The following is a 23,133-nucleotide window of genomic DNA, read 5'->3' as shown; positions in this document are numbered from 1 at the left end:
GGTGAGATCGTCCCCTTTCCCCGGAGGGTCAGATGGTGCCGCGATCATGCCGAGCCTGCGGCCTGCTGCTGCGCGAGAGCGCCCGATTCTGCGACGGATGCGGAGCACGGGCGCCCGGCGCAGGCGACCCCGAGTACAAGCACGTGACAGTCTTGTTCGCCGACGTGGTGCGATCGATGGACATCGCCGCAGCGGTCGGCGCGGAGCGGCTGAGCGAGATCATGGCCGCCCTGATCCGCCGATCCGCGGGCGTGGTCAACGGCTACGGCGGCGTCGTCAACCAGTTCACCGGCGACGGGCTGATGGCGGTGTTCGGTGTACCGAATGCTCTGGAGGATCACGCACTGCTCGCCTGCCTTGCCGCGTTGCGGATCCGTGACGAGGCACGCGCACTCGCCGTGGATCTGCAGGAGCGTGACGGCATCGTGTTCCAGGTGCGTATCGGACTCAACTCCGGTGAGGTGGTCGCAGGCGAAATCGGCTCAGGAGCACTGGGCTACACCACGATCGGGGAACAGGTCGGTCTGGCACAGCGGATGGAATCTGCGGCGCCGCCCGACGGCGTGATGCTCAGTGCGACGACGGCCCGCCTCGTCGAGGACGTCGCCGCACTCGGCCCGCTTGACGCGGTGACCGTGAAGGGCCGAGAAACCCCGGTGCAGGCGCGCCTCCTCCATCGGATCGCGACCGAGAACCCCCACCACCGCGCACGGCGCGACCCTGCATTGGTCGGACGGATGCCGGAGCTCTCCACCGTGGTGACGCACATCGACAGGTGCCGCAACGCCGGTGGATCGACGGTACGACTCGTCGGGCCTGCGGGCATCGGGAAGAGCCGTCTGGTCGATGAAACCCGCCGACTGGCCGCGCAGCGCGGCGTCCCCTCCTATACGACGTTCTGCGAATCCCATACCCGCGGCGTGCCCTACCGCGCAATGAGACGTCTTCTCCGGGCGGTGTTCGCGGTCACCGGCGTGCCACCCGAGGTTGCCCGGGCGAGTGTGCGCTCGGAGATGGCGGTCGACGACGTCGACGACCTGCTCCTCCTGGAAGACCTGCTCGGAATCGGCGATCCGTCGGCCGCGGCCCCCGAGATCTCCCCCGAGGCGAGGCGGCGTCGCTTGACCTCTCTGGCGAGGCGGTTACTGGAGCAGAGCACCTCAACGCTCTTCGTCGTCGAGGACGCCCACTGGATCGACGAGGCGAGTGAGGCGATACTCGCCGAACTCGTCGAGGTGCTGCCTCGGACGCGCTCGTTGCTGCTGATCACCTACCGACCGGACTACCGCGGAGCCTTGGCGCAGACGCCTGCCGCGCACAGCGTGGTGCTCACTCCGCTGACCGAGCCGGACGCGGCGACGTTGGTCACCGAACTACTGGGATCTGACCCATCTGTGAAGCTGCTGGCCAACCGGATCGTCGGGAGATGTTCGGGAAACCCCTTTTTCATCACCGAGACAGTGCGTGATCTCGCAGAGCGTGGCGTCCTCGCCGGCCTGCGTGGACTGTACCGCTGCGCTGACGAAGCCGCGGACATCACCGTGCCGCCCACGCTGCATGCCACGCTCGCCGCCCGTATCGATCGGCTCGGGCCCTCGTGCAAGTCGGTGCTCTACGCGGGTGCAGTCATCGGCATGCGCTTCAGCACCGATCTTCTCGAAGCGGTGCTGCACGACGTCGATGGCCTCTCCCTGGCGCTTGCCGATCTCAGCGACGCAGAAATGATCGACGCCGTTTCCTCCCCGCCAACGGCGTACGTGTTCCGGCATCCGCTCCTTCGAGCAGTGGCCTACGAATCACAATTGAAAGCCGCGCGGGCGGAGAAGCATCGCCGAGTCGCCGCCGCCATCGAGGCAGCGGACGCCGATGCCGTGGAGCAGAATGCCGCGCTGATCGCCGACCATCTGCACCGGGCGGGTGACCTTCGCCAGGCCTTCGACTGGCACATGCGCGCCGGCAGCTGGCTCAACGAGCGCGACCGCATCGCCGCGTGGGCGCGCTGGCAGCGGGCGCGCGAGGCGGTGACTCATCTGCCCGTGGCGGATCCGGACCGAACTCTGCTCGAGACCGGGGTTCTGACCAGACTGTGCAGCGAGGTGTGGAAGACCGGCGGGGACATCGCCACGACGGGATACGACCAGCTGCGGCGGTTGTGCGAGGAGTCCGGTGACCGACGATCACTGGCGATCGCGACGGCGGGCGTCGTGATGGCGATGAGCGGCCAACATCGGCACCGCGAGGCGATGGATCTCGTCGGCGAGCTGATGACACTGCTGGAGCTGATCGACGAACCGACTCTGCGCTGCGCCCTGCTGCTGGCCGTGTCGTACGCGAAGTCCGAAGTCGGCGAACTGGGCGAAGCGCTGCACCTCGTACAGCGGGTCATCGACCTGGCGGACGGCGACCTGGCCAGAGGCAGAGTCCTGTTCGCCTCGCCGTTGGCCGGCGCGACCCGCATGCGGGGCCTGTACCGGTTGTGCCTCGGCGTGAAGGGTTGGCGTGCCGATGGTGACGCCGGGGTCGCGATGGCCCGCGGTCTCGATCCGACGAGCCGCGTCAGCAGCATCCTGTACAAGTACATCCTGGCTGTTCCGGCGGGCGCCCGCCGGGTCGACGAGCAGGCGAGGTGCGAGACGGCCGACGCGTTGCGGGTCGCCGAGCAGGCGGGCGACGAGCACTCGCTGACCCTGGCCCGCACCGGAAGGGGTCTGGTGCTCGTGTACGGGAACGATCCGGGCCAGGAGGGCATCGACCTTCTCGAGCAGGCACACGACACCACCCTGCGCCGCCGGTTCACGATGAACGCCGCGACGCTGATCGACCCGGCGAAGGCGAGGTACCGAGCAACGCACGGCGATGTCGACGGGGCGATCGACCTCGCCCGGGACGCGATCGCCAGGATGGCCACCAATGGCGAAGTGCTCTCCAGGGGCATCGCGACCACCGTCCTGGTCGAATCACTGTTGGCACGGGGCGACGCGGACGACCTCGCGGAGTCTGCGGCCGCCGTAGACCGTCTCGCCGCCGCCGGCGCCGACAGCGGGCTCATTCTCGACGAGCTGCCGCGGCTACGGCTGAGCGCACTCATCGCCCGACGTCGAGGCGACGCCGTTGCCGCAGAGGAATTCAGGCGGCGCCACCACATCGCCGCCGTCGCAGCGGAATTCGATCTCGCCGATCAACAGGCCTAGGGACTCAGCGGCGTTGTACCGCGCCGACCCTCTCGGCGGCCACCGCCACGGCGGCGTCGCGGGCCGCGCTGGCCTCGTCCTCGGTGAGCGTGCGGTCGGTGGCGCGGAATCGCAAGGCCAGCGCCAGCGACTTGTGGCCCTCGCCGACCTGCGGGCCGGTGTAGACGTCGAACAGCCGGACGTCCTCCAGCAGCGGGCCCCCGCCGGCACGCACCGCAGCCACCACGCTCTGCGCCGCGACGTCTTCTCCGACGATCAGGCTGACGTCCTGGAACACCGCCGGGAACGGCGACACCGACGGCGCGGGTAGCGATTCCACGATCGGCACGGCATCGAGATCGAGTTCGACCGCACAGGCACCCTTGGGCAGGCCGGCCCGCTCGATCACCGCGGGATGCAACTGACCGGCGTGGCCGACGACCACGCCCTCGCTGCCGTCACCGATCAGGATTTCGGCACACCGGCCCGGATGCCAGGGCAGTCGCTCACCGGACCGCAGCGCGAACTCCACACCGGCGGCCCGTCCGATGGCCCGCACCGCCTCGAACGCATCGGCCGCCTCGACCGGCCTGCCGAGACCCCACGGGCCCGCAGGTTCCCGCAACCCGGCCAGCACGACGGCGACGTGCTCGGGCTGGCGGGGCAGCGACGCGTCGAGGACCGCGATCTCCTCGGCGGTGGGCCGCCGGTCGGTGGGGATGCGGTCGACCGCGCGGGTGTTCTCCGTCGGCTCCACCACCTGGGCGACGGCGAACAGCCCGACGTCGACGGCACCGCGGGACACGTTGCGGCTCAACGTCTCCAACAGGGCAGGAAGCAGGGTGGTGGCCAGGTGCGGCCGGTCGGTCTCCAGGGGGTTGAGCACCTCGGTGGTGCGCCGCCGCGGATCGTCGGCGGGCAGCCCCCATTGGTCGAACACTCCGGCGGGCAGGAACGGTGACGGCAGGATCTCGACGTATCCGGCTAGCGCGAGCGACGTGCCGACCGCTCGGCGCCGCTTCTGGATCGGCGTCAGGCCGCGGCCGGGCGGCGCGGCGGGCAGCACCGAGGGGATCGCCTCCAGACCCTCCAGCCGCAGCACCTCCTCTACGAGGTCGGCGGGTTGCTGCAGGTCGGGCCGCCAGCTCGGCGGGATCGCGGTGAGCCGATCGCCGTCGACGGTCACGTCGGCGCCCACCTGGATGAGCCTGCGCCGTGTGGTGCCCTCGGCGTAGTCGACTCCGGCGATGCGATCGGGCAGGTCCACCGCCATGCTCACCGCGGGCTGGGCCCAGTCGTCACGCGGCGGATCACCCCGCCAGTCGGTCAACCTGGGTTCCACTGTGCCGTGCGCGATCTCGGCCAGCAGCGCGGCGCACCGGTCGAGCGCGGCGACGGAGATCGCCGGATCGACCGAGCGTTCGTAGCGCCGGCCGGCCTCGCTGGCCAGCCGGAGCCGGCGCTGGGTCCGTGACACCGCGGCCGGGTCCCACACCGCGGCCTCGAGCAGCACGTCGGTGGTCGTGTCGCGAACCTCGGTGGTGCCCGCACCCATCACGCCGCCGATCGCGGCGGTCGCCGCGTCGTCGACGATCAGCACGTCACCGGCGGCGAGGGTGCGCTTCACGTCGTCGAGGGTGACCACCGTCTCCCCCGCGCCGGCCACCCGGACCTCGAGGCCGCCGTTGATCAGGCTGCGGTCATGGGCGTGCATGGGATGGCCCAGTTCGAGCATCACGTAGTTGGTGACGTCGACCGCGGGCGAGATGGCCCTGATCCCACAGAGGATCAGCCGGCGCTGCAGCCACCACGGCGACACCGCCGCCGGGTCGATACCGGTGACTGGACGCAGACCGAAGCGCACCACGCCGGTGCCGGGCTGGACGGTCAGCGGCCACGCCTCACCCTCGACGGGCAGCGCGGGCACGTCGGCGGGATCGGCGTAGGCCAGGTCGTGGGCGCAGGCGATCTCGCGGGCCATCCCCCGGATCGACAGGCAGTAGCCGCGATCGGGTGTGATCGCCAGGTCGAACACCACGTCGTCCAGGCCCAGCAGCTCGACGGCATCGGCTCCGGGCGCCGCCGTACCCGGCGGCAGCACCAGGATTCCCGCCTGGTCGGCGCCGAGCCGCAGTTCGGCGGTCGAGCAGATCATGCCGTCCGACGTCCGGCCGTAGGTCTTTCGGGTGGCGATGCTGAAGTCGCCGGGCAGCACCGTGCCGGGCAGCGCCACCACGACGAGGTCATCGACGGCAAAATTGGTTGCGCCGCAGACGATGTCGCGCAGCTCCGGCTCTCCGACATCGACCTTGACGGCCCGGATCGGCTTCTTGAACTCGGTGAGCTCCTCGATCTCGGCGACACGGCCGACGGTGAGCGGACCCGTCACCGGTCCGACCGGGATGATGCCCTCGACCTCGTGACCGATCCGGATGAACGTCTGCTCGAGTTCCTCCGGTGAGGCGTCCCAGTCCGGGGCACCGGCGCGGACGACCTCACGCAGCCAGCTGTACGGGATGCGCATCAGATGCCGACCCCGAACGGCAGGGAGAACCGGACGTCACCCTCGACCATGTCGCGCATGTCGGGAATGCCGTTGCGGAACTGCAGGGTGCGCTCGAGCCCCATGCCGAAGGCGAACCCCGAGTAGACGTCGGGGTCGATCCCGCAGGCGCGCAGCACGTTCGGGTTCATCATGCCGCAGCCGCCCCACTCCACCCAGCCGGCGCCGCCCTTCTTGCCCTCGAACCACACGTCCACCTCGCCGGAGGGTTCGGTGAACGGGAAGAAGTGCGGCCGGAACCGGGTGCGGCCCTGCGGCCCGAACAGCGCCCTGGCGAATGCGTCGAGGCTGCCGCGCAGGTGCGCCATCGTCAGCCCCTTGTCCACCGCCATTCCCTCGACCTGGTGGAAGACCGGGGTGTGGGTGGAATCCAGCTCGTCGGTGCGGAAGGTGCGGCCGATCGAAATGATGTACACCGGGAGCTCGCGTTCCAGCAGCGCCCGGACCTGCACCGGCGAGGTGTGCGTGCGCAGCACCTGACGCGAGCCGTCCGGCGCGATGTGGAAGGTGTCCTGCTCGCTGCGCGCGGGATGGTCGGGCGGGAAGTTCAGCGCGTCGAAGTTGAACTGCTCGGTCTCGACCTCGGGCCCCTCGGCCAGTTCCCAGCCCATTGCGACGAAGGTGTCGGCGATGTGGTCGCCCAGGATGGTGATCGGGTGCCGGGCGCCGATGGGCTGCCGCGTCGAGGGCAGCGTCACATCGATGCGCTCGGCGACCAGGACCGCGGCGTCGCGTTCGGCGCGCAGCACGGCGAGACGCTCGTCGTAGCTGCGCTGCGCTTCGGTCCGCGCGACATTGACCCGCTTGCCCGCGTCGGCGCGGTCGGTCTTGGGCAGTCCGCCGAGTGCCTGGCGGGCCAGCGCGATCGGCGCCCGGTCGCCGAGGTGTTCGGTCTTGGCCCTGGCCAGCGCGTCGAGGTCGGCGGCGAGCCCGAAGGCGTGCCGAGCAGCGCTGACCGCCTCGGTCAGCGCTTCTTCGGACAGGGTTTCGGCCACGTGATCGGGCTGCTCGGCCACCCGGCGATCATAGGGGATCACCGGATTCGCCTCCGCGCCCGTCAGGCGCGACCGCTGCGCCGCCGTCCGGTCAGTCGTCGGCCGATTCGTCGGCGGGTTCGTGGCCCCTGCGGCTGCGCAGCCGGTACATGGACAGATCCGACGGGACACCGTCCGGCTTGGTGGTGAAGATGGGCCTGCGCTGGCGTTTGACCGTGACACCGAGTGAGTCGAACTCGTCGTCGGGAATCCGCTCCAGCGTGGTCTGCGAGACGACGAGTCCGCCGCGGGTCGCCCGGTCCATCGCCCGCGCGGCGATGTTGACGTCCACCCCCAGCCAGTCCGAGCCGATGCGTTGGGGCCTGCCGGTGTGCACGCCCGCCCGCATCCGCGGGGTGTAGCCGTCCACCTCGACGGCCCTGGCCGCCTCCATCGCCGTGATCGTCGCGCGCACCGCCACGACGGGATCGGAGAACACCGCCATCATGCCGTCGCCCATCCGCTTGACGATGTGACCGCCTGCCTCGAGCAGCGGCGGCTCGGCGACCTGCGCGACACGACGCAGCAGCCGCAGCGTCGCGTCGTCGCCTGCGCGCAGCGACCACGGCGAGAAGCCGACGAGATCGGTGAACACCAGCGTGACCTCGCGGTTCGCCGGTTTACCCGACACCCGTTCGGTCAGCGCCTGCCACACCTGCAGCGCGCCGAGGCTCACCTCCCGCGAGGCGGCGTCGCGGTCGAGCAACCGGTCCGCGACCCGCGCGGCGGCGCGGGGGCCGCCCACGCCCGCGGCCGACAGCGGATCGCCGAACTCGGGATCGCCGGGCAGCGCGCGCCGGGTGCGCTTCACGAAGTTGATGAGACCCGGGCTGTGGTTGGTCCTGCGCAGCCATCCGCCCGGTCCCGAACTGCCGTCCGATGAGGGATTGGGCACCCGTTCGATCTCACCGTTTCGGCCGGATCGTTCCTCGAACGATTCGACATTCACGGCGCCAGCCTAGGTGGCGGTTTCGGAGCCCGGCAATCGACCGAAGGCGAAACGTCGGGCCACTATGCGCACGATCACTGCGGAGCTGCCCCGGTCAGGGCGCCACGCAGCACGTCGGCCCCGTGCGCGAATCGGCCGGTCACGGCCGTGCGCCGAGTCGATAGCAGCTGTGTCACAGGGCTCTTCGACGCCCGCGTCAAGCATCGACAACACGCGTTGTCAGCACTATCGTGAGGACATACCGTGGGTTTGGAGTCAGCGAGGACAGATGGCCACGACATCCGATGATCTCGGCGGCAGAACGGTCGCCGCCCGCTTGCACCATCGCGCCAGGACGCCCGCGCCGCTCGGACCCGAGTCGCTGACCTGGAAGTACTTCGGCGACCTGCGCACCGGGATGCTGGGCGTGTGGATCGGGGCCATCCAGAACATGTACCCCGAGCTCGGTGCAGGCGTCGAGGACCACTCGGTGCTGCTGCGCGAGCCGCTGCAACGCGTCGCACGCTCGGTCTACCCGATCATGGGCGTCGTCTACGACGGGCCGCGGGCCACCGACACCGGTGAACAGATCAAGGGCTACCACACCACCATCAAGGGCATCGACGGCGCCGGGCGCCGCTACCACGCGCTCAATCCCGAGACGTTCTACTGGGCGCACGCCACCTTCTTCATGCTGATCATCAAGACCGCCGAGTACTTCTGCGGCGGGCTCACCGAGGCCGAGAAGCGCCAGCTCTTCGACGAGCACGTGCAGTGGTACTCGATGTACGGCATGAGCATGCGACCGGTCCCGAACACCTGGGAGGACTTCTGCGAGTACTGGGACCGCAAGTGCCGCGAGGAACTCGAGATCAACAAGGCCACCCTGGACATCTTCGACATCCGGATCCCCAAGCCGCGGTTCGTGCTGATGCCGACGCCGCTGTGGGATCAGCTGTTCAGGCCGATGGTGGCGGGTCAGCGCTGGATCGCCGCCGGCTTGTTCGACCCGGCGGTCCGGGAGAAGGCCGGCATGCGCTGGACCCCCGGCGACGAGGTGGTGCTGCGGCTGTTCGGCAAGTTGGTCGAGCTGGCCTTCGTCGCGGTGCCCGACGAGATCCGGCTGCACCCGCGCGCACTGGCGGCTTACCGGCGGGCGCAGGGCCGGCTGCCCGAGGACGCGCCGCTGGTCGAGGCGCCGGCGTTCATGGGGCCGCCGCGTGACCGGCGTGGGCTGCCGATGCACTACGTGCCGCGCGGCAAGACGATCCTGGACCGGGCCGGTTCCCTGGTGCACACCACGTTCTCACTCGCCGGTCTCCGCCCGGCCCGTGCCCGCCGCACGGCGGCCTGAGCGACCTCTGGGAGACTGACGCCATGCTGGACTGGTCAGACGTGGACATCGCCGTGCGCGACGCCGTGCGGGAATTCGTCGACAAGGAGATCCGGCCGCACGTCGACGCGCTGGAGAGCGGCGAGATGGAGCCGTACCCGATCATCCGGAAGTTGTTCGCGGCGTTCGGGATCGACGCGATGGCACGCGAGTCGCTGGACAAGCGGCTGGCCCGGCTGCGCGACGGCGGCGGCGAAGGAGGCCGTGGGGGCGCCTCGGGCGGCATGTTCGGCGGCGGGGCCGACCAGGCGGGTATGGGATTCGTCCTGGTCAGCGAACTGTGCCGGGTGTGCATGGGCATCGTCGCGGGAATGGGCGTGAGCCTGGGCCTGACGGTGCCGACCATCATGAGCCGGGGCACGCCGGCGCAGCAGGAGCGCTGGCTACCCGGCCTGGTGACCTACGAGAAGGTCGGCGCATGGGCGATCACCGAACCCGACTCGGGTTCGGATGCGTTCGGCGGCATGAAGTCCTACGTGGTGCGCGACGGCGACGACTACATCCTCAACGGGCAGAAGACCTTCATCACCAACGGCCCCGACGCCGACGTGGTGGTCGTCTACGCCAAGCTCGACGAGGGCGACCCGAGTGTGAGCAAGCGCGACCGCAAGGTCCTGACGTTCGTGCTCGACCGCGGCATGGAGGGCTTCGTTCAGTCGAAGCCGTTCCGCAAGATGGGAATTCACAGTTCGCGTACCGGTGAGCTGTTCTTCAACAACGTTCGCCTGGGCCGCGACCGGCTGCTCGGCGAGAGTGAGCACAGCGAGAACGGTGACGGCCGCGCCAGCGCCCGGTCGAACTTCTCCGCCGAACGCATCGGGGTGGCCGCGATGGCCCTCGGCGTCATCGAGGAGTGCCTGCGGCTGTGCGTCGACTACGCGAAGACCCGCACCCTGTGGGGCCAGGAGATCGGGCAGTTCCAGCTCATCCAGTTGAAGCTGGCGAGCATGGAGGTGGCTCGGATCAACGTGCGCAACATGCTGTTCCGTGTCATCGAGGCCGCGCAGACCGGCACGGCGATCTCCCTGGCCGAGGCGTCGGCCATCAAGTGGTACTGCTCGCAGGCCGCCACCGACGTCGCCATGGAGGCCGTCCAGGTGTTCGGCGGCAACGGCTACATGACCGAGTACCGGGTGGAGCAGCTGGCGCGCGACGCGAAGTCGCTGATGATCTACGCAGGGAGCAACGAAGTGCAGATCACCCACGTGGCGCGCGGGCTGCTGGCGTAGATCCACCACCGGACCCCCGCAGACGGGCGAAGGGATAGCCTGGTTTCACCGACGACCGCAGGAGCGCCAGGTGGACCTCAGCAACGACACCGCATTGATCACCGGCGCGAGCGGAGGCATCGGCGAGGAGTTCGCCGTCCAGCTGGCGCGGCGCGGAACCGATCTGGTGCTCGTCGCGCGGCGGGAGGACAAACTCGCCGCGCTGCGCGACACGCTGCTGGCGGCCCATCCGGGGTTGACGGTCGACGTGGTCGCGGCCGACCTGTCCGAGCCGGGCTCCGGCGCCCAACTCGAGGCGAAGGTCCGCGAGCTCGGCCGGAGGGTCGACGTGCTGATCAACAACGCCGGCATCGGCCTGCACGGGGCGTTCGCCGGCCAGCCGCCCGAGCCGAACGCCGCCCAGATCCAGTTGAACTGCGGCACGCTGGTCGATCTCACCGCGCGCTTCCTGCCGTCGATGACGCAGCGGGGCCACGGCGTGGTGGTCAACGTGGCGTCCACCGCGGCGTTCCAGCCGACACCCGGGATGGCCGTCTACGGCGCCACCAAGGCCTTCGTGCTGTCGTACACCGAGGCGCTGTGGCAGGAGTGCAAGGGCACCGGTGTCCGGGTGCTCGCGCTGTGCCCCGGCGCGACGGAGACGGAGTTCTTCGCCCGCACCGGCGAGGAGTTCCTCACCAGCGGTAGGCAGACCTCCAAGCAGGTGGTGGACACCGCGATGTCCGCGCTGGACAAGTCCACCCCGACCGTGGTGTCCGGCTGGAAGAACTCGCTGCTCGCGACCGGGTACCGGTTCACTCCCCGGACGCTGATGCTGCAGGTGTCCGAGCGGCTGCTGAAGTCGAACTAACGGGCCCGGGCGAGCGCCCGCGCGCTCTGATACAGGCAGATCGACGCCGCCGATGCGACGTTGAGGCTCTCGGCGTTGCCCGGCATCGGGATGTGCACCCGGTGGTCGGCCAACGCGGCCAGTTCGGCGGGCAGTCCGTGGGCTTCGGGGCCGAACAGCCACGCGGTCGGCGCGGTCAGGGCGGCGTCGAGGTCCGGCGCGTCGAGGCCGAGTTCGCCGTCGACGGTGGTGGCCAGCACCTGCAGCCCGGCGGTGGTCAACTCCCCCACCACGGCCACCGCGTCGGGATCGGAGATCACCGGGATGGTGAAGATGCTGCCCGCCGAGGCGCGCAGGCACTTGCCGTTGTAGGGGTCGACGCTGTGCCCGGCGAGCACCACGGCGTCGGCGCCCATCGCGTCGGCGATGCGGATCAGCGTGCCGGCGTTGCCGGGCTCGGAGATCTCCACCGGAACCGCCACCAGCCGCGGCCCGTCGGCCAGTACGTCGGCCAGGGTCACGGTGGGCAGCTCGCACACCGCGACCAGTCCGACCGGGGTGACGGTGTCCGACAACGCCTTCGCCGCGCGTTCGGTGACCAGGTGCACCGGCGCGCCGTCGAGCAGGTCGCCGAAGCGCTCCGCCGCGGACTCCGTCGCGAACACCTCGGAAACCACTCCGCGCCGCAACGCTGACTCGACGAGATTGGGTCCCTCGGCGAGAAAACGTGCGGCGCGGCGGCGGCCGACGTGTCGGTGCAGTTTGATCGCTGCCGCCACCCTGGCGGAGCGTTCAGACAGTGTCAGGCGGCCTCTCCGGCCGACGGCGCGTTGACGTCCTCCGGCAACGCGGCCCTGGCCACCTCGACCAGCGCGGTGAACGCGGCCGGGTCGCTGATGGCGATCTCGGAGAGGTTCTTGCGGTCCACCTCGACGCCTGCGGCCTTGAGGCCCTGGATCAAGCGGTTGTAGGTGATGTCGTTGGCGCGTGCGGCGGCGTTGATGCGCGAGATCCACAGCTTGCGGAACTCGCCCTTGCGGGCGCGGCGGTCGCGGTAGGCGTAGTTCAGCGAATGCAGCTGCTGTTCCTTGGCCTTCCGGTACAGGCGTGACCGCTGTCCGCGGTAACCCTTGGATGCTGCCAGGATGGTGCGCCGCTTCTTCTGGGCGTTGACTGCGCGCTTAACGCGTGCCATGGGTGATTCCTATTCTCGTGCGGGCTGGGAAGTGTCAGGACGGCGTGGAGCGCGGTGGCGCACTCAGCCGTTCAGCATCTTGTTGACGCGTTTGGTGTCGTTCGCCGCCACCGTGGTGCGGCCCTCCAGCCGGCGGGTGCGGTTGCTCGGCTTGTGCTCCATGAGATGCCTGCGGTTGGCCTTCTGGCGCACGATCTTCCCGGTGCCGGTGCGGCGGAATCGCTTCGATGCACCGCTGTGGGTCTTGGCCTTGGGCATGTCGTCCTCTGTTTCTCGTGTTCGGATCAGGTGGGGTTGGGCGGCTCGGCCGGCTCGGCGCTCGCGCGCTGCGCGGCAGGCGCGTCGGCGTCGTGCGCCGCCTTGGCGCGGGTCTTCGCGCCGCGATGCGGTGCCAGCACCATCGTCATGTTGCGGCCGTCCTGCTTGGCGGACGTCTCGACGAATCCGTAGTCGGCGACGTCGGCGCCGAGGCGCTGCAGCAGTCGGTAGCCCAGTTCGGGCCGGGACTGCTCACGTCCGCGGAACATGATGGTCACCTTGACCTTGGACCCCGCCTCGAGGAAGCGGACGACGTGACCCTTCTTGGTCTCGTAGTCGTGCGGGTCGATCTTGGGACGCAGCTTTTGTTCCTTGACGACGGTCTGCTGCTGGTTCTTGCGAGACTCGCGCGCCTTCTGAGCCGTCTCGTACTTGAACTTGCCGTAGTCCATGATCTTGCACACCGGCGGTTTGGCGTCCGGTGCAACTTCGACAAGGTCGAGATCGGCGTCCGCGGCGACGCGGAGGGCGTCTTCGATGCGCACGATGCCCACCTGCTCACCGCCCGGTCCGATCAGGCGGACCTCAGGTACGCGGATGCGCTCGTTGACGCGGGTCTCAGTGCTGATGGGGCCTCCTATAGTTGTCTACCTATGAGGAGCCCACGCCATCAGCGCCTCTGCCCGTGAGACAGAGAAAGCCCTGCTCGCAGCAGGGCCCAAGCCGACCAGAACAGACATCTGCCGATGTCCGACCGGACCGCTGAGCCTTCGGAAATCTCCGTGGCCAACGGTGGGAGTGGGACTCCACTTGCTGTCCCTGGCGTAAGCCGGGACGGTCGCGCATGCCAGTCTAGCAGGCATGACCGAGGTTCCTGCATTCGACGAAGGGGCGGCCACACCGCCGGTCCGCGAGCTCGCCGAGATCCCCGCCGTCGAGGTGATCACGCGGTCGGCCGTGATGCTGATGAGCGCGGCGGCCGAGAAGCTCGGGCTCTCCGCCGAAGACCCCGATGACAGCCCGCACCGCGATCTCGACGAGGCGCGCCGGCTGATCACCGCGCTTGCCGGCCTGGTGACGGCGTCGGTCGAATACCTCGGTCCGCACGCCGGACCGGTGCGGGACGGTTTGAAGTCGCTGCAGTTGGCGTTCCGCGAAGCCAGCGCGGCGCCCGACGAGCCGGGGCACGGTCCAGGGGAGAAATACACCGGCCCCGTCTGGTAGTTCTTGCCAACCATTTGCCCGGGTGAGCGCATATCCTCGCGGCCTATGACCCTCACCAATACGCCGAGGGCGCGGTCGACCACCCGATATCCCTGGGTTCCCGCCGCCGCCGGGTGGACCGTCGGAATCATCGCCACGCTGTCGCTGCTGGCGAGCGTCTCGCCCCTGGTGCGATGGACCATCCGGGTCCCCCGCGAGTTCGTCAACGACTACATCTTCAACTTCCCGGACACCAGCTTCGCGTGGGCGTTCGTGCTGGCGTTGCTCGCCGCCGCGCTGGCCGCCCGCAAACGCATCGCGTGGTGGGTGCTGCTGATCTACATGGTCGCCGCGGTCGGCTGGAACGTCGTCGACCTGCTGACGGGCGACGAGTCGATCATCGAGGAGATCGGCGAGGTGATCGGCCTGGCCTTCCACGTCGCCGCGATCGCGTTCCTGCTGCTGGCCCGCCCGGAGTTCTGGGCCCGGGTCCGGCGGGCGGCACTGGTCAAGGCCGTCGGAACGCTGGCCGCCGGCATGGCGCTGGGAATCCTCGTCGGCTGGGCGCTGGTGGAACTGTTTCCCGGCACGCTCGAGCGGGACTATCGACTGGCCTACGCCGCCAACCGGGTGGTGGCCTTCGCCGGCGTCGACTCCGCGGCGTTCGACGGGCAGCACTCCCACGTGCTCGTCAACGCGGCGCTCGGCCTGTTCGGCGCGCTCGCGCTGATGGCCGCCGCGGTGGTGCTGTTTCAGTCGCAACGCGCGGACAACGCGCTGACCGGCGAGGACGAGTCGGCGATCCGGGGACTGCTCGAGCTCTACGGCAAGAACGACTCGCTGGGATACTTCGCCACCCGCCGCGACAAGTCGGTGGTCTTCGCGCCCAACGGCCGGGCCGCGATCACCTACCGCGTCGAGGTCGGGGTGTGCCTGGCCAGTGGTGATCCCGTCGGCGATCCGAAGGCATGGCCGCAGGCCATCGCCGCGTGGCTGCAGCTGTGCCAGACCTACGGCTGGGCACCGGGCGTCATGGGCGCCAGCTTCACCGGTGCCGCGGCCTACCGCGAAGCGGGCCTCAACGCATTGCAACTCGGCGACGAGGCGATCCTGCACCCGGACAGTTTCCGGCTGTCCGGACCGGACATGCGCGCGGTCCGACAGGCCGTCACCCGGGCCCGCCGGGCCGGCGCGTCGGTGCGCATCCGCCGCCACCGCGACCTCAGCGCCGAGGAGATGGCCGAGGTCATCGCCCGCGCGGACGCGTGGCGCGACACCGAGAGTGAACGCGGCTTCTCGATGGCACTGGGCCGGCTCGGCGACCCGGCGGATCGCGACTGCCTGCTGGTCGAGACGGTGCAGGGCGGCACCGGCGGGCCGGAGCGGAGCGACCCGGGAAACAGCGAGGTGGTGGCGATGCTCTCGCTGGTGCCGTGGGGCACCAACGGGGTGTCACTCGACCTGATGCGCCGGTCGCCGACGTCACCCAACGGCACCATCGAGCTGATGGTCAGCGAGCTGTGCATGCAGGCCGAGGGCCTCGGTGTCACCCGGATCTCGCTGAACTTCGCCATGTTCCGGTCGGCCTTCGAGCAGGGCGCGCAGCTCGGCGCCGGACCGGTGGCGCGGTTGTGGCGCTGGCTGCTGGTGTTCTTCTCCCGGTGGTGGCAGCTCGAGACGCTGTACCGCTCCAACATGAAGTACCAACCCGAATGGGTGCCCCGCTTCGCCTGTTACGAGGACGCCCGGCTCGTCCCGCGGGTCGGCGTCGCGTCGGTGATCGCCGAAGGCTTCCTGGTGCTGCCGTTCTCCCGGCGGAACAAGCAGCACACCGGCCACCACGTGTCGGCGCCCGACGCCCTGATGGCCAGTGGACTGCTGCACCACGACGGCAGCGCCCCCGATGTGTCCGGACTGCAGGCAGGCATGGCCGACGAGGCCGCCGTGCCCCGGCTGCCCGAACAGGTCCGGGTGCGGATGGCCAAGCTGAAGGCGCTGCAGGACAGCGGTGTCGACGCCTACCCGGTGGGCCGGGCGCCGAGCCACACGGTGGCCCAGGCGAACGACGCCGCCGACGACACCGCGGTGTCGGTGGCGGGCCGGGTGCTTCGCATGCGCGACTACGGCGGCGTGCTGTTCGCCCAGTTGCGCGACTGGTCCGGCGAAGTGCAACTGCTGCTGGACAATGCGCAGCTCGAACACGGGACTTCCGCCGACTTCACGGCCGCCCTCGACCTGGGCGACCTCATCGAGGTGTCCGGCGTGATCGGCTACAGCCGCAAGGGCGTGCGGTCACTGCTCGTGCACAGGTGGCGCCTGATCGGCAAATGCCTTCGCCCGCTGCCCGACAAGTGGAAGGGACTGACCGACCAGGAGGCGCGTGTCCGGGCCCGCTACGTCGACCTGGCCGTCAACACCGAGGCGCGCGACCTGATCAAAGCACGCAGCGGCGTGCTGCATGCGATCCGGGACACGTTGTATCACAAGGGTTTTCTCGAAGTCGAGACACCGATCCTGCAGCAGATCCACGGCGGCGCCAACGCCCGGCCCTTCATGACCCACATCAACGCCTACGACCTGGACCTGTACCTGCGGATCGCACCCGAGCTGTACCTCAAGCGGCTGTGCGTCGGCGGCGTCGAGCGGGTCTTCGAACTCGGCCGGGCATTCCGCAACGAGGGCGTCGACTTCAGCCACAACCCCGAATTCACGCTGCTGGAGGCCTATCAGGCGCACGCCGACTACAACGTGTGGATCGACGGCTGCCGCGAGCTCATCCAGAACGCAGCCCTGGCCGCCAACGGTGAGCAGGTGTTCCTGCGGCCCCGCGAGGACGGCACACTCGCCCCCGTCGACATCTCCGGCGAGTGGGCGGTCAAGACGGTGCACGGGGCGGTGTCGGAGGCACTGGGCGAACACGTCGACATCGACACCGAACTGCCGGCCCTGCGCCGGTTGTGCGATGCGGCGCACATCCCCTACCTCACCCACTGGGACGCCGGTGCCGTGGTGCTCGAGATGTACGAGCACCTGGTCGAGGACCGCACCGAGCAGCCGACGTTCTACAAGGACTTCCCGACGTCGGTGTCGCCGCTGACCCGCCCGCACCGCAGCATCCCGGGCGTGGCGGAGCGGTGGGATCTCGTCGCGTGGGGTGTCGAGTTGGGCACCGCGTACAGCGAGTTGACCGACCCGGTGGAACAGCGCAGGCGCCTGCAGGAGCAGTCGATGCTGGCCTCGGGCGGCGACCCGGAGGCGATGGAACTCGACGAGGACTTCCTGCAGGCGATGGAGTACGCGATGCCGCCGACCGGCGGCCTCGGCATGGGCGTGGACCGGGTGGTGATGCTCATCACCGGGCGCAGCATCCGCGAGACCCTGCCGTTCCCGTTGGCCAAACCGCGGTAGGCCGACCCTGGCCGAGAACCGATTTCCGATCACGGTCGCCGAAACCCGTGACAACGCGGCATCGAGGCCGTCAGCTACCTGCATGCCCGACGACGCCGAACCACGACAGCAGCCCGCCCGTGTCGTCGTCGTGGGCGGCGGCTTCAGCGGGACGATGACCGCGGTGAACCTGGCGCGGCTCGCCGAGGTCCCGATCGACCTGACGGTGCTCAACGAGCGCGAGCCCGTCGGCCGGGGCATCGCCTACCGGCGGCGGCGCCCGGAGTACCTGCTCAACGTCGCGGCGCGCAACATGTCGGCGTTCCCCGACGAACCCGACCACTTCCTGCGCTGGGTCAGCGCGCAACCGCAGTTCGAGGCGGTGCCGTTGATCGACCTGCGCGAGCGGTTCATCGCCAGGCAGACCTACGGGGACTATCTGCGCGCCCTGACCCAGCGCTACCTGAGCGCCGGTCCGGCACCGGCCAGGCTGGTCGTCGGCACAGCGGTGGACGTCGAACCCGGCGACTTCGGCTGCTCCGTCCGCCTCGCCGACGGAACCGCGATCGAGGCCGACCGGGTCGTGCTGGCCACCGGCAACGAGACACCGGCGGCCCTGCCCGGCGCCGAGAGCCTCACCGACCATCCCGCCTGGGTCGGTGACCCGTGGCAGGCCTGGGAGGAACGCCTGCCCGAGCGGAACTCGACCGTCGTGGTGCTCGGCACGGGACTGACCGCCGTCGACGCCATCATCACCCTGCGCACCATCGGGTGGCGCGGCGACATCCACGCCGTGTCGAGGCACGGCTGGCTGCCGCACGGACACTTCCGCGGCATCGAGTACCCCGAGTTCCCGCCTCAGGACGTCGATCTGACCACGCTGGGCCTCGACCGGCTGGTGGCCCTCGTCCGCGCGCACTGTGCGGAACTGCACGAGCGCAACGCCCACCCGGCGATCATCGTCGACAAGCTGCGCGCACAGACCCAGCGCATCTGGAGCAGCTTCAGCACAGCGGAGCGCCTCGCGTTCGCGCAGCACCACGCAGCGCGATGGAATGTGTTCCGCCACCGCATCTCTCCGGACATCCACGCGCAGCTGACGCATCTGCAGCTGACGGGGCAGCTGCGGGTGCGTGCCGCCGGGATCGAGAAGCTCGAGGATCACGGCGCGCAGATCCGCGTGCATCTGGCCGATGGCGAGACGCTCACCGGCGACGTGGTGATCAACGCCACCGGCCCCTCGACGAAGCTGACGGGCACCAGTTCGGTACTGCTGCACAACCTTCTGCGCCGCGGCCTGATCGCGCCGGACGCGACGAACATGGGGGTCGCCGTGGACCCCGACCACACCGCGCTGACCGCCGACGGCGACCGGTCGGCGTGGCTGCTGGCGCTGGGTCCGCTGCTGCGCGGCACGTTCTGGGAGACGATCGCCGTGCCCGAGCTGCGCGGGCAGGCACGGCGGGTCGCGGAGACCATCCTCGACCGTCCCCGCGCCGACGAGGCGGAGGGGCCGGCCCAGCTCGAGTACATGGTCTGATCCGTCTGACAGTGGACCCACAGCGGCCCGTAAGGATGGTCGGCCACGATGGCAGCCGTGACCCTGGCCGATTCGCTGCGCCACAACCTGTCGTTGATGCACGGGTGGATCCCGGTGACGGTGCAGATCCTCGCGGGCGTCGCGTTGTTGGCCGCGGTGAGCCGGCGCTCTCGGCGGTGGCGAATGACGTGGCTGCCGTGGGCGGTGTTCGTCGGGGCGACCCTCGCGGTGTGCGCGTACTGGTACGTCGCGGCCGAGGGACTGGCCGGCGAACCGGCGCCGCAATCACTGTGGCTGTGGACCGGCCTGTCCGGCGCCGCGGTCGCCGTGCTCGTCACCGGGTGGCGCGCCACCCGCTGGTGGCAGCGCGGGGTGGCGGTGCTCGCGGTACCGCTGTGTGCCCTGTCGGCGGCACTCGCGCTCAACCTGTGGGTGGGGTACTTCCCCACCGTCGGGGTGGCATGGAACCAGTTGACCGCGGGCCCGCTGCCCGACCAGACCGACCAGGTGACGGTCGCGGCGATGCAGCGGCAGGGCAAGATCCCGGCCAGGGGCACCGTCGTCACCGTCGACATCGCCGACACCGCTTCGGGTTTCCGGCATCGTGGCGAACTGGTCTACCTGCCGCCGGCCTGGTACGCCACCGATCCCCCGCCACCGCTGCCGACGGTGATGATGATCGGTGGCGAGTTCAACACGCCTGCGGACTGGCTGCGTGCGGGCGACGCGGTGAAGACCGTGGACGACTACGCCGCAGCGCACCGGGGTTTCGCGCCGGTGCTGGTGTTCGTCGATTCCGGCGGCACCTTCAACAACGACACCGAATGCGTCAACGGCAGCCGGGGCAACGCCGCCGACCACCTGACCAAGGACGTCGTGCCCTACATGGAGCATGCATTCGGGGTGAGCGCCGACCGCACCCGCTGGGGCATCGTGGGCTGGTCGATGGGCGGCACGTGTGCCGTCGACCTCAGCGTCATGCACCCCGAGATGTTCAGCGCGTTCGAGGACATCGCGGGAGACCTCGGACCGAATTCGGGCGACCGGCAGCAGACCATCGCGCGGCTGTTCGGTGGCAACGAGGCGGCGTGGGCCGACTGGGATCCCTCCACGGTGATCACCCGGCACGGCGGCTACAACGATGTGGCGGGCTGGTTCGACATCAACACCGCGGCGAACGATCAATTGGCGGCGGCGAACTCGCTGTGCGGCCTGGGTACGGCGCACGGCATCGCGTGCGCGGTGCACGTCCAGCCCGGCAAGCACGACTGGCCGTTCGCCGCGCAGGCGTTCTCGGCGGCGCTGCCATGGCTGGCCGGACAACTCGAGACACCCGGATCGCCGCCGTGGCCCATGCCCGCGGCGGCGACCGGCGCGACGCACGTACAGCCCGTCGCCCGCTGAGTCAGTAATCGGCCTCCGCGGTGAGGATCTCGGCGAGGAACGCGTCGGCACCGGGCTGCGCCAGCCGCCGCCGCGCCACCGCCCTTGCCCGGTCCCGGGTCTCCCGGGTCTCGTTCACCGCGGCAGCCGGGCCTGCCCCCACCGACACCACCGTCGGCTGCCAGTCGTGGTCCCACGCCGCACCGGCCGACAACGCGACGCCGGCCCCGTCGTACAGCGGCACCGTCGCGTGGCCGTCGGCGTCCAGCGCACCTGTGCCAGACACCGGCCCCGACGACACGCGCACCGGCAGCCCGGCCGGAGAGGCCGCTCCCAGCAGCGCCGTCTGCACCTCGGCCCGAACCTGCTCCGCGGGCGGCCCGTCGCCGCCCACACTCCAGTACACCGAGTCCTCGGCCCCGTCGAAGACCCCTGGCGGCACCGCGCTCCAGACGATCGGGCCGACACCGCGGGCGATCACACCGGTGCCCGCCCCACGGGTGTCCGCTCCGGCCACCAACGCGTAATCGTCACGGCCGCCCGTGGGCACCGCGATGTCGGCGGTCGGCAGCGGCCATTCGAGTCCGGCGACCCCGAGGTCCTCGGCGAGTTCGGCGCAGCGGGCCACGATGTCGAGCACCCGCGGGTCACCCTCGCGCGCCAGTCCGACCAGGTCGCTGACATTGGGTTGCAGGAATTCGGCGGCGTCGGAGTCGACGGTGTCATCGGTGAAGAAATCCTCGGCCGCCGCGGTCAGCAGGGCGATCTCGGCGTCGAGCAGCGCACGGTCGAGACCGGCGATGCCGTCGAGCCTGCTGGCCGGCCACCACCGGCGAAGCCAGTGGCCCACCGCCAGCCGCCGCAGCGGCGCCACCGCCGCGGCGGGCATGTCGGCCTCGGCCACCTCGAGCAGTGCGCCGTCGTCGGGGCTGTCGGCAGCGGCCGCCAGCAGCGCCGCATGCCCGGTGTCGCCGACCACCCGCCACAGCCAGTCGGCGCGCGTGACGTCGGTGAACGCGACGTGCGCCGGGGCGTCCTGCTCGTCGACCGGCCACGACAGCACAGCGCCGCTCACCTCGAGCACCGCGGTCAGCGGCGTGGCGACCGCGGGCGAACCGGTGCTCCAGAGCCCTTCTCCAGCAATGAGTCTCATGCGGCTGCCTGCACTTCCAACATGGCTTTGATGCGCTGCCGGTGGTCGAGGCTGACCGACCTGGCCACGCCTTCGAGCAGGGCCCGCACGTCGTCGACGTCGTCGCACGGTTCCTGCCAGACGTCGCGCCCGTGCAACCTGGCCCACAACCGGCTGAGATAGGGCCGGGCGAATGCGGCGAGGTCGTCGACCACCTGTTGCTGGCGCGGGTGCAGTGGCGCGGTGTCCAGCAGGCACCGCCGGGCGTGCAGCACGTAGGCCTCCCTGCGCAGCCGGGCCTGGATCTGGGCCGCCAGGTCGTATCGCGTCGCCGCGGCGTCGTGCAGGGGCGACAGTTGCATCGCGATCTCGATACCGGCCACCAGCGCGGCCTGCTTGTCCTCGGCCATCAGGCCCCATGGCGCACAGGCGCGGTCGACCTCCTCGGCGCACAGCAGCGGGATGTCGGGTAGTTCGTCGCGGTCGAGCGCGCGGCGCAGCGTGGCGCGCACCCGGTCGAGCACGGTCCGGTCCAGCGGCCGGTCACTACCGGGGTCCCCGCCGACCTGTGGTGGGCGTTGCGGCACCGACGACGACAACCCGGCATCGACGATCGACCAGGGCAGGCTCGCCCTGTCGCCGCGGGCCAGCGCACCGAGGTTGTGCGGTGTCGCATCGGCGATCAGCGCGGTCCACACCCGCTGCCGCGCAGCCGCGGCACGGTGCCCCTCGGCGGGTCCGAGCACCGTGGTCAGCCCGCTGAGGAACGGTCCGGTGATCGCGTCGTCGGCCCGCACGTCGGCCCAACTGCGCTCGAGCTGCTGCGTCAGCCGGGCGACCACCCGTGGATCGGCGGCGTAGCGATTGAGCACCTCGATGCCGGTCCGGTCGCGTTCACCGTGCAGATCCGCCAGCACCGCGCCCGCGGCCTGCACGCCGTCGGCCTGCGGCGCGCCCCGAGTGACGGCCAGCTCGAAGCAGACCGGGAAGTACAGCTCCTGGGCGTTGCCCGCGGTGATGCGCAGCCGCCGCCGCTCGGCCTTGAGCAACGCGAACCATTCGGCGGCCGCGCGCAACCGGTCGGCCTGCCCGACGATCGCGTCGTGCATCGCGGCCGCGACGTCGGCGCTCAACACCGGGGCGGAGTACTCGGGATTGGCCCGCAGCCGCAGCACCAGCGGATCGAGGATGCGTTTCACGGTGCGCCGCAACGGCCCGCCGTCGTCGCCACTGAGCACCTCGACGCCGGGGCCGATCGCGCGCCATGCGCGGTCGACGACCGAGCGGCGCGGGTGCATCAGCGCCACCTGCGGCGCGGTCTCCGGGCTCGTGGTCATTGGCACAGGATAGGAGTTGTCGGCGGTGAGGGACAGCGCAGAAGTTGGGTTCGGTAGCGCGTGTGGTGGCCGAACCTTCAATGCATGTCCACCACGTTGTTGATTCCGAGCGTGGGCGCCCTCTGTGTCGCCGTCGCTGCCATGTTGCTCCCCTCCGGATCGCGCCGCCCCGCCGGCTGCCGCTGCGCCGAACCTCCGGCGGAGTCCGAGGAGCGTCTCATCTCGGTCGACGAGATCGACACGGTGTGTGCGGCATTCGATCAGATGCTGATCGACAAAGGGCTGCTCACGACCGACCAGTTCGACACCATCCGGCGCGGCACCAGGTCCCGCGGTGTGGTGACGGCCATGCGCACCACCGGGGAGGCCCGCGAGGACTACCGCGAGGTGGAGCTCGACCTGATGGTCAGCAGGCGCGACGGGGGTCAGTTCCCGGTGCAGGAGACGACCCTGGTGCCCGCCAGCTCCCTGGACCGGGTCAGCCCGGGCAGTGTCATCGTCACCTATTACCGCGACGAGTCGTCGGTGGCGGTGTGCGTGCCACCGGCCTGA

18 protein-coding genes are annotated in these 23,133 nt (G+C 70.2%); 9 read left to right on the top strand and 9 right to left on the bottom strand.

All coding sequences use genetic code 11. The features are described 5' to 3' along the window. Positions 1-32 precede the first annotated feature (32 nt). Entirely contained in the window at positions 33-3,191 is a 3,159-nt protein-coding gene (locus AB0K11_RS19695; protein WP_364980290.1) for an adenylate/guanylate cyclase domain-containing protein, read from the top strand. Positions 3,192-3,195: 4 nt separating this feature from the next. On the opposite strand, the gene pheT is transcribed toward AB0K11_RS19695, so the two are convergent. The 3 genes from pheT to AB0K11_RS19680 form a co-directional block, all read right to left on the bottom strand. Then, positions 3,196-5,694: a phenylalanine--tRNA ligase subunit beta gene (pheT, locus tag AB0K11_RS19690; RefSeq protein ID WP_364980287.1), complete on the bottom strand. Its 2,499-nt coding sequence runs from the start codon at positions 5,692-5,694 to the stop codon at positions 3,196-3,198. Next, positions 5,694-6,728, bottom strand: coding sequence for a phenylalanine--tRNA ligase subunit alpha (gene pheS / locus AB0K11_RS19685; protein ID WP_364980543.1), 1,035 nt, complete (start codon positions 6,726-6,728; stop codon positions 5,694-5,696). Before pheS ends, pheT begins: the two co-directional genes overlap by 1 nt. Before the next feature lie 91 nt (positions 6,729-6,819). Then, complete coding sequence (locus AB0K11_RS19680; protein WP_364980540.1) at positions 6,820-7,662, bottom strand: adenylate/guanylate cyclase domain-containing protein; 843 nt, start codon at positions 7,660-7,662, stop codon at positions 6,820-6,822. Positions 7,663-7,984: 322 nt separating this feature from the next. On the opposite strand from AB0K11_RS19680, the gene AB0K11_RS19675 reads away from it, so the two are divergent. The 3 genes from AB0K11_RS19675 to AB0K11_RS19665 all read left to right on the top strand — a co-directional run bounded on the left by AB0K11_RS19675 (position 7,985) and on the right by AB0K11_RS19665 (position 11,167). Beyond that, the gene (locus AB0K11_RS19675) at positions 7,985-9,049 is read left to right on the top strand and encodes an oxygenase MpaB family protein (protein WP_364980284.1); all 1,065 of its coding nucleotides are present in this window, start codon (positions 7,985-7,987) and stop codon (positions 9,047-9,049) included. Between the two features lie 23 nt (positions 9,050-9,072). Next, a complete protein-coding gene (locus AB0K11_RS19670; protein WP_364980282.1) occupies positions 9,073-10,317 on the top strand; it encodes an acyl-CoA dehydrogenase family protein in 1,245 nt (414 codons plus the stop codon). Between the two features lie 70 nt (positions 10,318-10,387). Next, complete coding sequence (locus AB0K11_RS19665) at positions 10,388-11,167, top strand: SDR family oxidoreductase (protein WP_364980279.1); 780 nt, start codon at positions 10,388-10,390, stop codon at positions 11,165-11,167. Here the strand turns inward: AB0K11_RS19665 and AB0K11_RS19660 are convergent. From AB0K11_RS19660 to infC, 4 genes are all read right to left on the bottom strand, one after another. Further along, the gene (locus AB0K11_RS19660; protein ID WP_364980276.1) at positions 11,164-11,925 is read right to left on the bottom strand and encodes an RNA methyltransferase; all 762 of its coding nucleotides are present in this window, start codon (positions 11,923-11,925) and stop codon (positions 11,164-11,166) included. The genes AB0K11_RS19665 and AB0K11_RS19660 overlap by 4 nt on opposite strands. A gap of 23 nt (positions 11,926-11,948) precedes the next feature. Beyond that, entirely contained in the window at positions 11,949-12,341 is a 393-nt protein-coding gene (gene rplT, locus AB0K11_RS19655) for a 50S ribosomal protein L20 (protein WP_264013400.1), read from the bottom strand. Positions 12,342-12,404: 63 nt separating this feature from the next. Further along, complete coding sequence (rpmI, locus tag AB0K11_RS19650) at positions 12,405-12,599, bottom strand: 50S ribosomal protein L35 (protein WP_364980272.1); 195 nt, start codon at positions 12,597-12,599, stop codon at positions 12,405-12,407. Positions 12,600-12,625: 26 nt separating this feature from the next. Next, positions 12,626-13,228 carry a translation initiation factor IF-3 gene (gene infC / locus AB0K11_RS19645; protein WP_264013448.1) on the bottom strand — a complete coding sequence of 201 codons (603 nt, stop codon included), beginning with the start codon at positions 13,226-13,228 and terminating at the stop codon, positions 12,626-12,628. Positions 13,229-13,460: 232 nt separating this feature from the next. Between infC and AB0K11_RS19640 the strand changes: the two genes are divergently transcribed. The 4 genes from AB0K11_RS19640 to AB0K11_RS19625 all read left to right on the top strand — a co-directional run bounded on the left by AB0K11_RS19640 (position 13,461) and on the right by AB0K11_RS19625 (position 20,133). Continuing rightward, the gene (locus AB0K11_RS19640; RefSeq protein WP_364980269.1) at positions 13,461-13,823 is read left to right on the top strand and encodes a DUF1844 domain-containing protein; all 363 of its coding nucleotides are present in this window, start codon (positions 13,461-13,463) and stop codon (positions 13,821-13,823) included. Positions 13,824-13,868: 45 nt separating this feature from the next. Next, positions 13,869-17,210 carry a bifunctional lysylphosphatidylglycerol synthetase/lysine--tRNA ligase LysX gene (gene lysX / locus AB0K11_RS19635; RefSeq protein WP_364980266.1) on the top strand — a complete coding sequence of 1,114 codons (3,342 nt, stop codon included), beginning with the start codon at positions 13,869-13,871 and terminating at the stop codon, positions 17,208-17,210. Positions 17,211-17,292: 82 nt separating this feature from the next. Then, positions 17,293-18,729, top strand: a complete 1,437-nt coding sequence (locus tag AB0K11_RS19630) for an FAD/NAD(P)-binding protein (RefSeq protein ID WP_364980263.1) — start codon at positions 17,293-17,295, stop codon at positions 18,727-18,729. Between the two features lie 48 nt (positions 18,730-18,777). Further along, complete coding sequence (locus AB0K11_RS19625) at positions 18,778-20,133, top strand: alpha/beta hydrolase-fold protein (RefSeq protein WP_364980260.1); 1,356 nt, start codon at positions 18,778-18,780, stop codon at positions 20,131-20,133. A 1-nt stretch (position 20,134) separates the two neighbouring features. Here the strand turns inward: AB0K11_RS19625 and AB0K11_RS19620 are convergent, their stop codons facing one another. Together AB0K11_RS19620 and AB0K11_RS19615 are read right to left on the bottom strand one after the other, a co-directional pair. Beyond that, entirely contained in the window at positions 20,135-21,265 is a 1,131-nt protein-coding gene (locus tag AB0K11_RS19620; protein WP_364980257.1) for a hypothetical protein, read from the bottom strand. Further along, positions 21,262-22,581, bottom strand: a complete 1,320-nt coding sequence (locus tag AB0K11_RS19615) for a hypothetical protein (protein WP_364980254.1) — start codon at positions 22,579-22,581, stop codon at positions 21,262-21,264. The genes AB0K11_RS19620 and AB0K11_RS19615 overlap by 4 nt, the downstream gene beginning before the upstream one ends. Before the next feature lie 84 nt (positions 22,582-22,665). Here AB0K11_RS19615 and AB0K11_RS19610 point away from each other — a divergent pair, with 84 nt between their 5' ends. After that, positions 22,666-23,133, top strand: coding sequence for a hypothetical protein (locus AB0K11_RS19610; protein WP_364980251.1), 468 nt, complete (start codon positions 22,666-22,668; stop codon positions 23,131-23,133).

Origin of the sequence: Mycobacterium sp. NPDC050551 (assembly GCF_040674075.1) — a bacterium.
GTDB lineage: Bacteria > Actinomycetota > Actinomycetes > Mycobacteriales > Mycobacteriaceae > Mycobacterium.
This window is presented reverse-complemented; position numbering and strand designations above follow the sequence as displayed.

Excerpts from the sequence above, each read along its gene's own strand:
- AB0K11_RS19695 (WP_364980290.1), top strand. The coding sequence starts at position 33 with ATGGTGCCGCGATCATGCCGAGCCTGCGGCCTGCTGCTGCGCGAGAGC.
- pheT (WP_364980287.1), bottom strand. The coding sequence starts at position 5,694 with ATGCGCATCCCGTACAGCTGGCTGCGTGAGGTCGTCCGCGCCGGTGCC.
- AB0K11_RS19675 (WP_364980284.1), top strand. The coding sequence starts at position 7,985 with ATGGCCACGACATCCGATGATCTCGGCGGCAGAACGGTCGCCGCCCGC.
- AB0K11_RS19670 (WP_364980282.1), top strand. The coding sequence starts at position 9,073 with ATGCTGGACTGGTCAGACGTGGACATCGCCGTGCGCGACGCCGTGCGG.
- rplT (WP_264013400.1), bottom strand. The coding sequence starts at position 12,341 with ATGGCACGCGTTAAGCGCGCAGTCAACGCCCAGAAGAAGCGGCGCACC.
- rpmI (WP_364980272.1), bottom strand. The coding sequence starts at position 12,599 with ATGCCCAAGGCCAAGACCCACAGCGGTGCATCGAAGCGATTCCGCCGC.
- AB0K11_RS19640 (WP_364980269.1), top strand. The coding sequence starts at position 13,461 with ATGACCGAGGTTCCTGCATTCGACGAAGGGGCGGCCACACCGCCGGTC.
- lysX (WP_364980266.1), top strand. The coding sequence starts at position 13,869 with ATGACCCTCACCAATACGCCGAGGGCGCGGTCGACCACCCGATATCCC.
- AB0K11_RS19630 (WP_364980263.1), top strand. The coding sequence starts at position 17,293 with ATGCCCGACGACGCCGAACCACGACAGCAGCCCGCCCGTGTCGTCGTC.
- AB0K11_RS19625 (WP_364980260.1), top strand. The coding sequence starts at position 18,778 with ATGGCAGCCGTGACCCTGGCCGATTCGCTGCGCCACAACCTGTCGTTG.
- AB0K11_RS19620 (WP_364980257.1), bottom strand. The coding sequence starts at position 21,265 with ATGAGACTCATTGCTGGAGAAGGGCTCTGGAGCACCGGTTCGCCCGCG.
- AB0K11_RS19615 (WP_364980254.1), bottom strand. The coding sequence starts at position 22,581 with ATGACCACGAGCCCGGAGACCGCGCCGCAGGTGGCGCTGATGCACCCG.
- AB0K11_RS19610 (WP_364980251.1), top strand. The coding sequence starts at position 22,666 with ATGTCCACCACGTTGTTGATTCCGAGCGTGGGCGCCCTCTGTGTCGCC.